The sequence below is a fragment of the Pseudomonadota bacterium genome, assembly GCA_039196715.1.
In the GTDB taxonomy this organism is placed as follows: domain Bacteria; phylum Pseudomonadota; class Gammaproteobacteria; order CALCKW01; family CALCKW01; genus CALCKW01.
In genome coordinates this window covers 62292-77873 of record JBCCUP010000004.1, presented here as the reverse complement: position 1 = coordinate 77873, position 15582 = coordinate 62292, and the positions used below count along the sequence as shown (strand labels likewise).

Below are 15582 nucleotides of genomic sequence, written 5' to 3'. Positions count from 1 at the left end.
TGGGTGTCAGTGGGCGTCCGGAGGGGGCAGCGGGCCGCAGTGTAGCAACGCGGGCATCGGTATCGGACAAAAAATGGCTCGCCGGTGCGGCGAGCCTGCGCTTCGGTCTGTCACCGGCGCCCGATTCAGAGCGCCGTCAGCGGGGTGCCGGACTGCGCACGTGAGGCCACTTCGTCGAGCGCATCGTCGTCGAGCGGGATCAGGCCGCGGTCGGTCAGGTAGCCCTCCGGGCCCATGGTGTCGATGTCGGTGAACTCGGCGACGAACTCGGCCATGCCGGGGATTTGGCCGATGTGCGCTTTCTTGACGTAGAAGTAGAGCGGGCGCGACACGGGGTAGTCGCCGTCGGCGATCGTGTCAAAGCTCGGCTCGACGCCGTCCACCAGTGAGCCCTGCACCTTGTCGGCGTTCTGCTCGAGGAACGAAAAGCCGAACACACCGAGTGCGGCGGGGTTGGCCTCGAGCTTCTGGACGATCAGGTTGTCGTTCTCGCCGGCTTCGATGTAGACGCCATCCTCGCGCACACTGTGGCAATACGCCTTGTACTGGTTCTTGTCAGACTTGCGCATCGCCTTGACGAAGTCGTACTGCTTGCAACCACCCTCGAGCACCAGCTCGGCGAAGGCGTCGCGGGTGCCGGATGTCGGCGGCGGTCCGATTACCTCGATCGACGCGGCAGGCAAATCGGCGTTGACTTCGGACCACAGCGTGTAGGGGTTGTCGATCATGGTCTCCGAACCGTCCGGGTTCGGCACCTGCTTGGCGAGCGCGAGGTACAGGTCCTGGCGGCTCAGGCTGAGTTGCTCGGTGCCCTTGGCGTTGGCGATCGCGATACCGTCGTATCCGATCAGCACTTCGATCACGTCGGTGACGCCGTTGGCCTGGCACTTGTCGAGCTCGGACTGCTTGATCCGACGGGACGCGTTGGTGACATCGGGGGTGTCGACACCGAGGCCGGCGCAGAACAGTTTCATGCCGCCGCCGGAACCGGTGGATTCGATCTTCGGCGTCTTGAATTCGGTGTTGCGACCGAAGCGCTCGGCGACAACGGTGGCAAAGGGGTAAACCGTGGAAGAGCCGACGATTTCGATGTAGTCGCGGCTCGCGATTGCGGACTGGCTGGCCAAGGCGATGGCACCGGCCACCAAGCTGACGGACAGGGTTTTCACAGGGTGTCTCCGAAGGGGATAAACGGTTCTGACGATGCGAGCGCAGTCTAGGGGCCGTATGTGACCGTTATATGACGGTCAAGGTCCGCGCGGTGCCGGACCGAAATCAGCAGGCCCGATCCGGTGGAAAGCGGGCGCTGAAGGTGCTGCCGCGTCCCGGCTCACTGTCAATCAGCAGCTCGCCGCTGTGCCGGCTGACGATGTGCTTCACGATGGACAAGCCGAGACCGGTGCCGCCCGTGTCGCGGGAACGGCCGGCGTCCACGCGGTAGAAGCGCTCGGTCAGGTGAGCGAGGTGCTCTGGGGCGATGCCGGTGCCGGTGTCGGTGACCGAGAAGGTCGGTCGCCCGACCTCGTCACGCGACCAGCGCAGGCTGATGTCGTCCTCGGGTTCGGTGTGGCGCAGGGCGTTGTTGACCAGATTGCGCACCACACTCATCACCTCGGTTGTGCGGCCGCGCAGGCAGAGTCCGGCGTCGAGGTCAAGCGACAGGGTCTGGCCGCGGTAGTGCTCTGCCAGCCGTGTTGCCTCGACGAGGTCCGAGACCTCTGCGGCGACCGCGATGGGTTCGCTCTGCGCGTCGCTCAGGTGCGTGTTCTCGAGGCTGGTCAGGGTCAGGAGGTCTTCGACAATCGCGAGCATGCGGTTGGCTTCGCGGTGCGCACTCTGCAGGGACTGCTCGACGTGGTCTGGCAACGCCGGGTCGTCGGCGAGCAGTTCCAGGTGCCCGGCCACCACGGTCAGCGGCGTGCGCAATTCGTGCGAGGCATTGGCGACGAAGGTCTGGCGCATCTCCTGGGCAGCCATGACCGCCGAGACGTCCTGTGCGACCAGCAGCGCGCCCTCGCCGTAGCGTGACAGGCGCAGTGTCAGGTGGACGCGCTCGTCCTGCGGCGACCGGGCTTGCGTCTCAGCGCCGGGCCGGTTGTGTTGCCAGAGCGCCTGCACGGCCGGATCTCGCAACAGGTTGTCAACGCGCTGCCCGCGATCTGTGGCATTGTCGATGCCAAGGAGATCATGTGCCTTGCGGTTCGCCCACTGGATCTGGCGTTGGTGGTCGACCAGCACGGCGGCGTCCGGTAGCGCTTCGGCAGAGTCGCGGTAGCGCCTCAACAGCCGGCTGATCTCGCGTCGTTGACGCGTGTTCTGGCGGCGCTCTCGGTGAATTTCACTGGCAATGAATGCCCAGAGCCCCTCGTAGACCGACGGCTCCGCGTCTGTGCCGGTGAGCCAACGTGCCACATCGTGGCCGCGCCTGATCTGGTAAGCCGCCAGGCCGAAGCCGCCCAGGGCAATGCACCAGGCCCAGTACCCAGTGACCCCTCCGAGCACCACCGACGTCGCAAGCACCAGCAAGAGTCGGCTGCGCTCGAAGCTGACGGCTCGTTGCATGGACAGGACTCGGTGGGCGTGGGCGGGTCAAACGCCGCAATTGTCAGCCATAGACGGCCGCACCGCAAAGTGGTTGCGTGTTCGGCTGCGACACGGATGCACTCAGGGCATACCGAGCCGGTAGCCCGCGCCGCGCACGGTCTGGATCAACGCGTCGGCGCCGCCGGGCTTGAGCGCCTTGCGCAGCCGCAACACATGCACGTCGACCGTGCGCTCCTCGACCTCCGAGCTGCGGCCCCAGACGTGGTCGAGCAACTGCGCGCGGCTGTAGACGCGCTCGGGGTTGGCGACGAGGAACCTCAGCAGTTGGAACTCGCGTTGACCGAGCGCCACCGGGTCGCCGTCGACGTAGGCGCGGTGGGCCGCGTTGTCGACGGTGAGGTTGGCAAACGCGAGAACACTGTCCTCGCCTGCACCGGTGCGACGCAACAGGGCGTTGATGCGGGACATCAGCTCGCGCGGCGAGAACGGCTTGCCGACGTAGTCGTCGGCGCCAGCGTCGAGCCCCTTGATCACGTCGCCTTCCTCGCCGCGCGCCGTCAGCATGATCACAGGCAGGGCCTTGGTCACAGCGTCCCGGCGCATGCGTTTGATCAACTCGAGTCCGCTGACGCCCGGCAGCATCCAGTCGACCAGCGCGAGGTCGAAGCCCTGTTTGCCGAGCAGCCTCTCGGCCCCGGGTGCGTCGGCGGCGAGCACCGGGGTGTGGCCGCTGCGCGTCAGGGTGATCGCCAGCAGTTCGGCGATCGCGGGTTCGTCTTCGACAATGAGGATGCGCGCTGACATGGACACCAGCCCCAAAATGGATCACGGCATTGTGCCCCGCCGATTGTGACAACGACGTGACCGGACCACGATAGCGCACCGATGGCTTGCCGGCACGCCCGGGATGCCGGAGAATTGCGGGTTCGACGGTGGGCCGTGCCGGTCCTCTCGCGGCGATAGGTCGTAAACCCCGCCAGGCCCGGAAGGGAGCAACGGTAGCGGCTGATTCGGGCGCCGGGATGTGGCTGGCGCGGTGCACCTCCACCGACTACCCCCGCCGGCGCGCCGTGTCCTGCCGGCCCCAGGCGGCATTCGACCCCGATGAGCTACCAAGTTCTGGCGCGAAAGTGGCGGCCCCGGTCCTTTGGTGAGGTGGCGGGGCAGGAACACGTGCTGCGCGCGCTGATCAATGCGCTCGACACCGGCCGCTTGCACCACGCCTACGTGTTCACCGGCACGCGCGGGGTGGGCAAGACCACCCTCGCGCGCATCCTCGCCAAGTGCCTGAACTGCGAGCGCGGTGTCTCGTCAACGCCCTGCGGCGCGTGCCGCGCGTGCACCGAAATCGACGAGGGGCGCTTCCTCGACCTGATCGAAATCGACGCGGCGTCGCGCACGGGCGTCGACGATACGCGTGACCTGCTCGACAACGTCGCCTACGCGCCCAGTGTGGGCCGCTACAAGGTCTACCTGATCGACGAGGTCCACATGTTTTCGCGCAGCAGCTTCAACGCGCTGCTCAAGACGCTCGAAGAACCGCCTGAACACGTGAAGTTCGTGCTCGCGACCACCGATCCGCAGAAAATCCCGGTGACGGTGTTGTCGCGCTGCCTGCAGTTCAACCTCAAGCGCTTCCCGGCCTCGTTGATCGTGGCCCAGTTGACCCGTGTGCTCGAAGCCGAGGCGGTGTCTTTCGATGTGCTCGCGCTCGACACGCTTGCGCAGGCGGGTGAGGGGTCGATGCGCGACGCCATGAGCCTGCTCGACCAGGCGATTGCCTTCGGCAACGGCACGGTCACGGCCGAGGGTGTTCAGCGCATGCTCGGCGTGGTCGACGAGGCCGCCCGCTTCGACCTGCTCGAAGCCGTCGCCGACGAGGACGGCGCGGCTGTGCTGCGCATTGTCGACGCGCTTGACGAATTCGCACCAGACTACGAAGCCCTGCTGGGTGACCTCATCTCGTTGTTGCACGCTGTGGCGATACAGCAAAGCGTGCCGGACGGCGCCAACCCGGCGGTCGCCGACACGCGCCGTCTGCGCGCACTGGCTGAACGTGTCTCACCCGAAGCGGTGCAGCTCAACTACCAGATCGCCGTGCTCGGCCGTCGCGACATGCCGGTGGTGCCGGTCGCGCGGCAGGCCTTTCAAATGACGCTGCTGCGGATGCTGGCCTTCCGCCTCGAGGACGGCGTGTCACCCACGCCCGCCGCAGCGCAGCCATCGACGCCCGCACACGCGGCAGCGGCCCGTGCCGCCCTGGCGCGACCGGCTGCAGCGGTTGCCCCGGTGACGACGCCTGAAACCGCGCCGTCCCAGCCCGGGCCACCAGCCCCTGTGCCGCCGCCGGCCGCGACGCCGCCGCCAGATCAGCTGCCGGAAGCCCGGACGCCGGACGCCCGGACGCCGGAGGCCCGGACGCCGGAGGCCCGGATGCCAACGCCCACACCGGGCTCGGACACGGACCGGCAGCCCATCGCGCTCACGCCGGCGAGTTGGCCGGAGCTGGTGTCACGGCTCGCGCTCAAGGGCATGCCGCACCAGCTCGCGATGCACTGCGTGCCGACGCGGGTGGACGGAGACCGCGTCGCCTTGCGCCTGCCCGAGGCGCACCAGCATCTGGGTGCAGAGCGTTTCGTTCGACGGCTTGCGGACGCGCTCGAGTCCCATTTCGGTCAGGCGGTGTTCATCCAGCTTGAGCTCGGCGAGAGCGAGGTCGCGTCACCGGCTCGGCAGCTCGCCGACGATGCGGATGCACGGCAGCGCCAGGCCGAGGCGGCGATTTACAATGACCCGGTTGTGCAACAGCTGCAGAACCGCTTTGACGCGGAAGTGCAACCCGATAGCATCCGGCCCTTGGACGAGCGACAGGGCGATCAGTGAACGCGAGGAGAACAAGATGAAAGGCGGCATGGCGGGCTTGATGAAACAAGCCCAGAAGATGCAACAGGACATGCAGAAGGCGCAGGAGGAAATCGCCAACCTGGAGGTCGAAGGCCAATCCGGCGGCGGACTGGTCAAGGTGACCATGACCGGTCGTCACGAGCTCAAACGTGTGGTCATAGACGACAGCCTCATGGGCGACGACAAGGAAATGCTCGAAGACCTGGTCGCCGCTGCGGTCAACGACGCGGCCCAGCGGGTCGACAGTGAAACGCAGGCGCGCATGGGCGGTATCACCCAGGGCATGAACATCCCGGGGCTCAAGCTGCCGTTCTGACCCGATGTCCGATTCGCTGCTGACCGACCTGACCGAGCACCTGTGCTGCCTGCCCGGCGTGGGCCCGAAGTCTGCCCAGCGCATGGCCCTGCACCTGCTCGAACGCGATCGCCCGGGCGGCCTGCGCCTGGCCAACACGATGGCGCGCGCGATGTCGGACATCGGCAACTGCGCGCGGTGCCGCACCTTCACCGAGTCTGACGTGTGTGCACGCTGCAGCGATGACACGCGCAACGCGCGGCTGCTGTGCGTTGCAGAAACCCCGGCCGACGTGCTGGCGTTCGAGCGCAGCACCGATTTCCGGGGCCAGTATTTTGTCCTGATGGGCAACTTGTCGCCGCTCGACGGCATCGGACCGCAGCAGATCGGACTCGATCTGCTGCAACGTCGCTTGCAGGCCGAGCCGCTCGACGAGCTGATCCTCGCGACCAGCGCCACCGTGGAGGGCGAGACGACAGCCCAGTACATCGCCGAGATGGCTCGGGTGGCGGGCGTCGCCATCAGTCGGCTTGCACAAGGGGTGCCGCTGGGCGGCGAACTCGAATACCTCGACGGTGGCACCTTGCAACACGCCTTTCGCAGTCGTCAGGCGGTCGAGTAGGGCTTCGGCGGGCCTCGGTGCGTGGTCGGCGTGTCGCGCCGCGGATACCGCGACGCCACCACGTGTCAACGAGCGACGAGATCAACCTTACCCGGATCGAACCCGACGGCCGTCGCCAAAGCGAAACGGTCTGGGGCGGCATGAACCTCATGGACGCAGCCGTCCAGGCTGTCGTCGACGGCGATCGCGGTGGCTGTCTGTCGTGCCAGATCACGATGTCCACGGTTCTGGACGGGCTGGAGATGTGCGTCCCGCCGGTGGACTGAAACGCGCTATTGCCGTTCGGCGCGCGCCAGGGCCGCGCTCACGGACGCGGCTGCACCGGCCGGGTCATCGAGCATGAAGGTGTGTCGGCCCGGCACCCACGCGTGCTGGATCTGCGGGCTCCAACGGGGCCAGACCTCACCGGCTCGGCGGAACCAGCTGTCGGTGTTTCGCCCGCTGAACACCGTGGTCGGCACGGTCAGCCGTCGCAGCACGCGCGGATGGTGGTACGGCATCGTGCAAAAGACATCGGCCTCGAGGTCCCGCGGGCAACGCACCCGCACCCCGTCGGCGTCTGCTGTAAAACCGTACTGCAAGTAGGCCTCGAGACAGCCCGGGTCAAAGCCGCGGTACAGACTGCGCCCGCGCAACCACGTTCGGGTCTGTGACACATCCGGCCACCGTGCAGTCGCCTGCCGCGTCTTGCGCGCCAGGGCGTGAAAACGCAGCAGATTGAGGCGTTCCAACGGCCAGGTCGCGGCCAACATGGCCGGCGGGAACCAGGCCGGGTCCAACAGCACTGCAGCGCTGAAGTGTTCGGGCGCACGGTCCATGAGATCAAACGCCACTGCAGCACCAAAACTGTGCCCGACCAGCACCCAGCGTTTGCCCGGCAACGCCCTGTGCCAGTGTCGACAGGTGGCGAGCACACGGTCAGCAACCGCGTGCCATCCTCGGAACGCGGCTTCCGGTGGGTTTTCACCGTGCCCCGGCAGGTCGATCAGCAGCGTGCCGACCGGGTGGCTGAGCCTCGACAGAAACGGTTCGTAGGCGCGTGAGCAGAGGCCGTTGCCGTGCAGAAACACGACCACCGTGTCGTGTTCGAGGTGCGCCGACCAACCCGAGAGCGTGTCGGCGTCCGACGCGTGCGACCAACGGCGGTAGGCCGACTCGGCGGTCGGGCCCGCAGTCGGCGTCACGGCGGGCGCATCGATGCCCGCAGCCGTCGGCCGCAGTGTCCCGTCACGCTCGGCAGGGGCCACCGGTCGTGTGGCTCGCGTCACCGGCGCCACTCAGGGCAGTAACACGGTGTGAAGCACTCTCAGGTTCGTGGCGAGCGCTGAGCGGGCAAGGGTGATCATGGTGCAGTTTCCAGTTGGTCCACGTGTCGCGGGGGCAGGGTGGTCATGTCAGCGTCAACCCGTCGACGGCGCGTGAGCATGGCCTGGGGGCGACGGCCTCGGGGTCGTGATTCGGAGAAGATGCCGGGTGTGGGGCTCACCGTGCACGCCAGACACACAGCGGGTGTACGGCGCGCGCGTGCGTCGGCACTCAGATGGCGTTCTGCAGGGCGTCCTGAATGTAGATCTCGCGCAGGCGACGCGTGACCGGACCGGGCTTGCCATCGCCTATGGGCGCGCCGTCGAGCGCGATCACCGGCGTCACGAAGCCGGTGGCAGAGGTGTAAAAGGCTTCAACCGCCTCGGCCGCTTCTTCGAGTGTGAAGGCGCGCTCGTCCACGGTGAGCTGCAAGTCGTTGGCGCACTTGAGCACGGTTCGTCGTGTGATGCCTGGCAGGATGTCGTGCCCGAGATTGCGGGTCACGATGCGACCGTCGGCAAGCACGATGTACGCGTTGTTGGACGAGCCCTCGGTGACGCCGATGTCGTCGACCATCCACGCGTCGTCTGCGCCGGCCTGCTTGGCCTCCATCTTCGCCAGTGACGGGTAGAGGAGTTGAACCGTCTTGATGTCGCGCCGCCCCCAGCGCCTGTCCGGGATACTGATCACCGAAATGCCCGTTTCCGCACTGTCTGCAGAAAGGAAATTCTTGTGTTGGGTGAACAGCACCACGGTCTGCTCGGTGTCGGCCGGGGGGAAGGCGAAATCCCGGTCTGCCGCGCCGCGCGAGACCTGCAGGTAGACCAGGCCCTCGGTCACCGCGTTTCGGCTGAGCAACTCACGGTGGATCGCCAGCAGCGCGTCGGCGTCGCACGGCATCGGCATGCCGAGTTCGGAGAGCGAGCGTTCCAGCCGGGCGATGTGCGGCTCGAATTCCACCAGCTTGCCGTCGAGCACGGCGGTGACTTCGTAGACAGCGTCCGCGAACAGGAAGCCCCTGTCGAAGACGGAGATCCGGGCGTCGTGCTCGGGCACGTACTCGCCGTTGACGTAAACGGTGCGGTTCATTTCACCCCCAAAGTGACGGTTGAGCCGGGTACAGGACCGAGCCCTCGACCGCGAGTGGCGGATCGCGGTCCTCGGCGAGCAGCAAGGGGCCGTCGAGGTCGACGGTCTCGGCGTCCTGGGCAACCAGCAGGGCGGGCGCCATGGCGAGCGAGGTGCCCACCATGCAGCCGACCATGATTTGAAAGCCCTGTTCTCGCGCTGCGGCGTGCAGCGCCAGGGCTTCGGTCAGGCCGCCGGTCTTGTCCAGCTTGATGTTGATGACGTCGTACTTGCCGGCCATGCCGGGCAGCGACGTTCGGTCGTGACAGGATTCGTCAGCGCAGATGCGAATCGGACGCGGCACCTCGAGCAGGGCGTCGTCGTTGTCGGCGTGAAAAGGCTGTTCGACCAGCGTCACGCCCAACTCGTCCAGCACCGGCAACAGGGCCAGGTAGTCGTCGCGTGTCCAGGCTTCGTTGGCATCGACGATCAACTCCGCCGTGGGTGCACCGGCCCGGACTGCGCGCAACCGGGGCACGTCTCCGGGGCTGCCGAGTTTGATTTTCAGCAGCGGGCGGCTGCTGTGCTCGCGGGCCTTGGCCTCCATCGCCTCGGCTGTGTCGATGCCGATGGTGTACGCCGTGGTTACCGGCGCGAGCGGGCCGAGCCGGGCCAGCGCGGCGACGCTGGTGCCGCCGGCCTTGGCCTCGAGGTCCCACAGGGCGCAATCGACCGCGTTGCGGGCCGCGCCGGCGGGCAGCGCGCCCTGAAGCGCCTCGCGGGTCAGCGCGTCGCCGCGTGCCGCAAGCGACTCGATCTGATCGACCACCGACGAGACGGTCTCGCCGTAGCGTGCGTACGGCACGCACTCGCCTTGGCCTGTGGCACCCGCGTGCGATGCGCTGACGCGCACCACGTGGGCCTCGGTGCGGCTGCCGCGCGAGATCGTGAAGGCGCCGTCGAGCTTGAACTGCTCGGTGTGCGCGGTCAGGTGCATCAGCGCAACTGCTCGATCAGCGGGCCGCAGCCGGTCTTCATCGGGTCGACCGAGGGCAGCGACAGGGCCTGTGCACAGGCGTCGAGGCAGGCTGCCGTGTCGGCGTCGCCCAGCCCGGAGGTGTTGATTGCGGAGCCGATCACGCGGCAGTCGGGGTTGACCCGCTGGGCGTGCGCCAGTGCACTGTCGTGCACCTGCTGCAGGGTGGGCAGGTCGTAGTGCGGCAGGCCGCGCATGTGGGTGCGAGTGGGCTCGTGGCAGATCACCAGTGCGTCGGGCGCGCTGCCGTGGATGAGCGCCATGGTCACGCCGGAGTAGGACGGGTGAAACAGGCTGCCCTGGCCCTCGACCAGGTCCCAGTGGTCCGGCTCGCCGTCGGGTGTCAGCACCTCAATGGAGCCGGCCATGAAGTCGGCGACGACGGCGTCGAGCGGCACACCCGAGCCGGTGATCAGGATGCCGGTCTGGCCGGTGGCGCGGAAGTCGGCGTCGAAGCCGGCGGCGCGCATGTCGCGCTCCAACGCAAGCGTTGCGTACATCTTGCCCACCGAGCAATCGGTGCCGACGGTCAGCAGACGCTTGCCCGTGCGGCGCTTGCCGTTGCCGATCGGGAAGTCCCGGTCCGGGATGCGCACGTCGAACAGCCGGCGTCCGCAGCGTTCGGCCGTCTCGACCAACACGGGCTCGTCGCGCAACAGGTTGTGCAGGCCGCTGGCCACGTCCATGCCAGCTTCGAGCGCCTGCGTGAGTGCATCCAACCAGGACGCGCTGATCACACCGCCGCGGTTGGCAACCCCCACCACCAGCGTCTTGGCGCCGGCAGCCGCAGCCTCGGCAATGCTCATGTCGCTCAGGCCGACGTCGGTCTTGCAGCCGTCGAGCCGCAATTGGCCCACACACAGGTCAGGGCGCCAATCGCGAATTCCCTTGGCAACCTTGGCGGCCAGGTCGTCGGGAGCGTCCCCCAGGAAGAGCAGGTACGGTGCGTTGATCACGGGGAAATCCTGTGTTGAAAAGTGCGGGCATTGTAATCCAGGCACGTCACCGCCCGTGTGTCGGATTTCGCGCTGCAGAGGCGATTTGGTGCCTGATGGCGATGCCAACCCCGGAGCAGTGATGGGTCCAGCCCTGGCGCGGACGGGCCGGGGGTCGCCGTACCGGCAGCGCACGCGGCGGTTGCCCGCAGCGCGCGCTCAGGACACGCTGGCGTTGGTCTCGGAGTCGGTCAGCAGGCTGACGTAGTTGGCGTAGCGTTGCGCGTCGATCGCGTCTGTCGACACTGCGTCCTTCACCGCACAGGCCGGTTCGTGCCGGTGGCTGCAGTTGCTGAAGCGGCAGCCCTGCGCGGCATCCGCGATCTCGCGAAACCCGCGGGCGATGTCGCGTGGCGGCAGGTGGTCGACGCGGAATTCGCGCACCCCCGGCGAATCGATCACCGCGCCGCCGTCAGCGGTGTCGTACCAGTAGGCCGCCACGGTCGTGTGGCTGCCGAGGCCGGCCTTGGACAGCGCCCCGACGGCGATGTCCCGGTTGGGAACAAAGTGTTGAATCAAGGAAGACTTTCCGACCCCGGACTGGCCCACGAACACACAGGACTGCGCTGCCAGGCGCGCGGCGAGCGGCGCCAGTGTCGCCGGGTCGTGCGCGGCACAGAACACCAGCGGGTAATCCACCCGGGCGTAGCAGGCGAGTTCCGCGCGGGTGGCGGTGAGTGCGTTGCCCTGCAGGAGGTCGGATTTGTTGACCACGAGCACCGGGGCCACGCCAGCCGAAGACGCCGCGACCAGGTACTGGTCGATGATCAACCGGTCGATGCCCGGTGTCGGGGCCGAGACGATGACCATGCAGTCGAAGTTGCTGGCGAGGGTGCGGTCGCGGCCGCGACGGTCTCGCCGCTGGAGTGCGCTGCGCCGCTCGTCCACGGACTCGATGCAGAGGGTGTTGTCGTCGATGCGGCTGCAAGCGACCCAGTCGCCGACCACGGCCTCGTCGCCGCGGGTGCGCGCGCTCGCCGCACTGACGCCGCCGTCCGCCGTTCGAACGAGGCGGTGCGCACGGTGGTGGGCGATGACGCGGGCTCTGACGTTGACGTGCTTATCCTGCCTCTGGGCTACACTGCGCAGTGAGTGGTCGAAGACGGGCAGCACTATACTGGCCCGCGACCGGTCGCTCCAATTCGCCTGCGACGACGAGACTGATGGGTACCCCCGACGCGTCCAATCTGATCTGGATCGACCTCGAAATGACCGGGCTGGACCCCGATCGGGACGCCATCATCGAGGTGGCGACGATTGTCACCGACGCCCAGCTCAACAACCTCGCCGAGGGACCGGTGCTCGCCGTGCACCAGAGTGACGCGGTGCTCGACGCCATGGACGCGTGGAACCAGACCCACCACGGGCAATCCGGGTTGATCGAGCGTGTCAGGCACAGCAGCCTGGACGCCGCGACCGCCGAGCAGCAGACGCTGGCGTTCCTGCATGAGTGGGTACCGCCGGGGGTATCGCCGATGTGTGGCAACAGCATCTGCCAGGACCGGCGCTTTCTCGCCCGGCTGATGCCCGAGCTCGAGGCCCATTTCCACTACCGCAACCTCGACGTGTCGACGCTCAAGGAGCTGGTTCGCCGGTGGTCGCCCGACACCTTGTCGCAGTTCAGCAAGCGGGGCACGCACCTCGCCCTGGACGACATCCGGGAGTCGATTGCCGAATTGCAATTCTACCGGCGCAGCGTCCTCTCCATCTGACGGCGCTGCAACGGGACGCACCGGCCCCGCCGGCCACGCCTGCACTGCGCGTCGAGCGGAGCCGGTGGGTGGGGCCAGAACCGCGTATACTGCCCAACGGCACTCCAGGCGTGGCATACCGCCACTGTAATGCGTGAAGAATCGAACTATTTCGCGGCGTCGGACTCACTGTAGGTACGTGGACAAACACAGTGGGTGAGTCGGTCTCAGACAACGAGCTGGTGCTGCGTGTCCAGCGAGGCGACAAGGCAGCGTTCGACCTGCTGGTGATGAAATACCAGAACAAGGTCGCGAGCCTGGTTGGACGCTACCTGCGCGAGCCGGCAGACGTGGCGGATGTGTGCCAAGAAGCGTTCATCAAGGCCTACCGGGGCCTCGGGAACTTTCGCGGCGACAGCGCATTCTACACGTGGTTGTACCGGATTGCCGTCAACGCGGCGGTCAACCACATTGCGACGCGCAACCGCCGACCGCAAGGGGCGTCGCTTGATGTCGAGGACAGTGGGCTTGCTCAGACCGTGGAGAAGCTTCACGAGCTGGCGAGCCCTGACCACCAGGCGTCGACGGACGAGCTGGCCGAGACGATTCGAAATGCGGTGGAAGGTTTGCCGCCGGACCTTCGCACGGCGATCACGCTGCGCGAGTACGACGGCTTGTCCTACGAGGAGATTGCGACGGTGATGGAATGCCCGATCGGAACGGTACGGTCGCGCATATTTCGTGCACGCGAAGCGATAGAAGCCCAGATTGAACCGGTGTTGCACGCCAACACGGAGAGTGGAAGATGAACGAACAAGACCGCGCCGATTTGTCAGCGTTTTTTGACGAGGAACCTGTCGACCTCGACCGTGCGATCCGGCTGCTGAACACCGACGTCGGCCGCGACGCGTGGGAGCGCCAGTGTCTGGTGCGCGACGCGCTGCGCGGGGAGCCGCTGACCGGCGCATCGTGTGACATGGTGTCGCGCGTGCGCGGCGCGCTCGCGGACGAGCCCGTGATCTTCAACCCCGGCGCGCGGGCTCCGAATGTGTCGCTTGGCGCGCCGGTGACGCGCAACCGGCAGTTTGCCGGCCTGGCGCTGGCGGCAACGGTGGCCGGCGTGGCTTTTCTGGGCCTGACGCAGTTCAACCAGGCACCGCCGGGCAGTCAGGTCGCGGGTGGCGCGACACCGTCTGCTGCCGATTTTCCCCCGGTCAACGGCATCGGCGGCGCGGTTGTCGCCACGGACGTTCGCCCGGTGACCCGAATCGTCGACGAGAACGAAGATCTTTCTGAAAACCGCCCTGCGGTAACGCCGTCACAGCCGTGACGGCAGGCGGCCGGGTCACACCCGTGCTGCGTGTCCCCCCTTCCGATCCCACACATCCCCTCGACTGCCGACTGAGTCACGGCGGGCGCACGGGCGTGCGTCGATGGCATGCCCGGTCGGGCAGCAGGTCGGCGCAGCAATTGCAGCGGTGGGTGCCGGGGTCGACTGCGTCTCGCCCGTTGCCGATTGCGCTGCGCTGACAGGCCGGTTGCTCAGGCGCGGTGAACACTGACGTGTTACGCGTGTCTGACACCCCGACAACGAACACCGGCGCCGGGTTGGGTTGACCCGACCGCGCCACTCAACTTTCAACAGGACCTTGCCATGGTGCGCATGCTAATCGCTGGAGTGTTTCTGATTTTTTCCTGGGCCGGCCTGGCCAGCGCGGCGTCCATGGGGCTGCCGGATTTCACCGAGCTGGTCGAGGAAAACCACCCGGTTGTCGTCAACATCAGCACGACGCGCTCACAGAGCGGCAGCGGGCCGCAGTTGCCGCCCGGGATCGAGTGGCCCGACATCGAGGGCACGCCGTTCGGCGAGTTGTTCCGAAAGTTCTTCGAGGAACAGGAGCGCGGTGGCGGCGAAGGCAACCGCCGCGAGACCCCGTCCTCGCTCGGCTCGGGTTTCATCATCTCGGACGACGGGTACGTGCTCACCAACAACCACGTGGTCGATGGCGCAGAACAGGTCTTCGTGCGCCTGCACGATCGCCGCCAGCTCGCCGCCGAGGTGATCGGCACCGATGAGCGCAGTGACGTGGCCGTACTAAAGATCGAGGCCGAGAACCTGCCAGTCGCCAAAATCGGTGCGTCCAAATCGCTGAAGGTGGGTGAATGGGTGCTCGCGATCGGCTCGCCCTTCGGATTCGATCACTCGGTGACCGCTGGTATCGTCAGCGCGAAGGGGCGGTCCCTGCCGCGCGAGAACTACACCCCCTTCATCCAGACCGATGTCGCCATCAACCCGGGCAACTCGGGCGGACCGCTGTTCGACCTCGAGGGCCGTGTGGTCGGTGTGAATTCCCAGATATACAGCCGCAGTGGCGGATTCATGGGTCTGTCGTTCGCGATCCCCATCGAGGTGGCCATGGACGTGGCTGAGCAGTTGCGCGACAACGGCCGGGTCTCGCGTGGCTGGCTCGGCGTGGTCATCCAGGAGGTGACCCGCGAACTGGCCGAGAGCTTCGGCATGGAGCGGGCACGCGGCGCCCTGGTGTCACAGATCGTGCGTGGCAGCCCGGCTTCACGCTCGGACATCGAAGTCGGCGACGTGATCGTTGAATTCAACGGCGAGCCGGTGCCGACCTCGAGCAGCTTGCCGCCACTCGTGGGCCTGGTGCGCGCCGGCACGGACGCCGAGGTCGTTGTGCTGCGTCGGGGTGAGCGTACGGTGCTGGCCGTGACCATCGGCGAACTGCCCGGTCAGGAAGAACTTGCCAACGCCACCGGACGCGGGGTCGAGCCCAAGCCGACCGCCACCCGTCTCGGCGCGGTTGTGGCGGAGCCTGACGACACCCAGCGCGAGGCCGCTGGCGTGCCTGAGGGCGGTGTCATCGTCACCGAAGTCAAGGACGGTGGGCTCGCCGACCAGGCGGGCATCGAGCCCGGAGACATGGTGCTCATGCTCGGCAGCGACAAGGTCGACAGCGTGTCCGACTTTGATCGGCTGGTCGAGGGGTTGCCGACCGGTAGTTCGGTCGCCGTGCTGGTCCACCGCGGCGCGAACCCGCTGTTCCTGCCCCTTCGCTTGCCGGAGTAGCGAGTTTCGGCCAAACTGGACGGTTTGATCTGTG

At 67.1% G+C, this 15582-nt stretch carries 16 protein-coding genes and 1 other RNA gene; 9 read left to right on the top strand and 8 right to left on the bottom strand.

All coding sequences use genetic code 11. From position 1 onward, the window contains the following. Positions 1 to 125: 125 nt before the first annotated feature. The 3 genes from AAGA11_03245 to AAGA11_03235 all read right to left on the bottom strand — a co-directional run bounded on the left by AAGA11_03245 (position 126) and on the right by AAGA11_03235 (position 3348). Positions 126 to 1160, bottom strand: a complete 1035-nt coding sequence (locus AAGA11_03245) for a PstS family phosphate ABC transporter substrate-binding protein (protein ID MEM9601852.1) — start codon at positions 1158 to 1160, stop codon at positions 126 to 128. A gap of 115 nt (positions 1161 to 1275) precedes the next feature. Then, on the bottom strand, positions 1276 to 2562 hold the full coding sequence (gene phoR, locus AAGA11_03240; GenBank protein MEM9601851.1) for a phosphate regulon sensor histidine kinase PhoR: 1287 nt from the start codon (positions 2560 to 2562) through the stop codon (positions 1276 to 1278). A gap of 102 nt (positions 2563 to 2664) precedes the next feature. Next, positions 2665 to 3348, bottom strand: coding sequence for a winged helix-turn-helix domain-containing protein (locus AAGA11_03235; GenBank protein ID MEM9601850.1), 684 nt, complete (start codon positions 3346 to 3348; stop codon positions 2665 to 2667). 136 nt (positions 3349 to 3484) lie between these two features. On the opposite strand from AAGA11_03235, the gene ffs reads away from it, so the two are divergent. The 5 genes from ffs to AAGA11_03210 all read left to right on the top strand — a co-directional run bounded on the left by ffs (position 3485) and on the right by AAGA11_03210 (position 6631). Further along, an RNA gene (gene ffs / locus AAGA11_03230) (signal recognition particle sRNA small type) lies at positions 3485 to 3581 on the top strand. A 67-nt stretch (positions 3582 to 3648) separates the two neighbouring features. Then, entirely contained in the window at positions 3649 to 5427 is a 1779-nt protein-coding gene (gene dnaX, locus AAGA11_03225; protein ID MEM9601849.1) for a DNA polymerase III subunit gamma/tau, read from the top strand. 16 nt (positions 5428 to 5443) lie between these two features. After that, on the top strand, positions 5444 to 5764 hold the full coding sequence (locus AAGA11_03220) for a YbaB/EbfC family nucleoid-associated protein (GenBank protein ID MEM9601848.1): 321 nt from the start codon (positions 5444 to 5446) through the stop codon (positions 5762 to 5764). A gap of 4 nt (positions 5765 to 5768) precedes the next feature. Next, the gene (recR, locus tag AAGA11_03215) at positions 5769 to 6365 is read left to right on the top strand and encodes a recombination mediator RecR (GenBank protein MEM9601847.1); all 597 of its coding nucleotides are present in this window, start codon (positions 5769 to 5771) and stop codon (positions 6363 to 6365) included. Between the two features lie 62 nt (positions 6366 to 6427). Then, positions 6428 to 6631, top strand: coding sequence for a hypothetical protein (locus tag AAGA11_03210; protein ID MEM9601846.1), 204 nt, complete (start codon positions 6428 to 6430; stop codon positions 6629 to 6631). A gap of 6 nt (positions 6632 to 6637) precedes the next feature. Here AAGA11_03210 and AAGA11_03205 read toward each other — a convergent pair whose 3' ends face one another. From AAGA11_03205 to rsgA, 5 genes are all read right to left on the bottom strand, one after another. Next, positions 6638 to 7633, bottom strand: a complete 996-nt coding sequence (locus AAGA11_03205) for an alpha/beta hydrolase (GenBank protein ID MEM9601845.1) — start codon at positions 7631 to 7633, stop codon at positions 6638 to 6640. Positions 7634 to 7901: 268 nt separating this feature from the next. Next, positions 7902 to 8759 (bottom strand): D-amino-acid transaminase, encoded by an 858-nt coding sequence (locus AAGA11_03200; GenBank protein ID MEM9601844.1) that lies wholly within the window; start codon positions 8757 to 8759, stop codon positions 7902 to 7904. Between the two features lies 1 nt (position 8760). Beyond that, the gene (dgcA, locus tag AAGA11_03195; protein MEM9601843.1) at positions 8761 to 9735 is read right to left on the bottom strand and encodes an N-acetyl-D-Glu racemase DgcA; all 975 of its coding nucleotides are present in this window, start codon (positions 9733 to 9735) and stop codon (positions 8761 to 8763) included. Next, positions 9735 to 10730, bottom strand: a complete 996-nt coding sequence (gene dgcN, locus AAGA11_03190; protein ID MEM9601842.1) for an N-acetyltransferase DgcN — start codon at positions 10728 to 10730, stop codon at positions 9735 to 9737. The genes dgcA and dgcN overlap by 1 nt, the downstream gene beginning before the upstream one ends. Positions 10731 to 10928: 198 nt before the next feature. Further along, positions 10929 to 11882 (bottom strand): ribosome small subunit-dependent GTPase A, encoded by a 954-nt coding sequence (gene rsgA, locus AAGA11_03185; GenBank protein ID MEM9601841.1) that lies wholly within the window; start codon positions 11880 to 11882, stop codon positions 10929 to 10931. Positions 11883 to 11932: 50 nt separating this feature from the next. Here rsgA and orn point away from each other — a divergent pair, with 50 nt between their 5' ends. From orn to AAGA11_03165, 4 genes are all read left to right on the top strand, one after another. Next, positions 11933 to 12481, top strand: coding sequence for an oligoribonuclease (gene orn, locus AAGA11_03180; GenBank protein ID MEM9601840.1), 549 nt, complete (start codon positions 11933 to 11935; stop codon positions 12479 to 12481). A 191-nt stretch (positions 12482 to 12672) separates the two neighbouring features. Next, positions 12673 to 13269 carry an RNA polymerase sigma factor RpoE gene (gene rpoE / locus AAGA11_03175; GenBank protein MEM9601839.1) on the top strand — a complete coding sequence of 199 codons (597 nt, stop codon included), beginning with the start codon at positions 12673 to 12675 and terminating at the stop codon, positions 13267 to 13269. Next, positions 13266 to 13790 (top strand): sigma-E factor negative regulatory protein, encoded by a 525-nt coding sequence (locus AAGA11_03170; protein MEM9601838.1) that lies wholly within the window; start codon positions 13266 to 13268, stop codon positions 13788 to 13790. Before rpoE ends, AAGA11_03170 begins: the two co-directional genes overlap by 4 nt. Positions 13791 to 14114: 324 nt before the next feature. Then, positions 14115 to 15548 (top strand): Do family serine endopeptidase, encoded by a 1434-nt coding sequence (locus AAGA11_03165; protein ID MEM9601837.1) that lies wholly within the window; start codon positions 14115 to 14117, stop codon positions 15546 to 15548. Positions 15549 to 15582 lie beyond the last annotated feature (34 nt).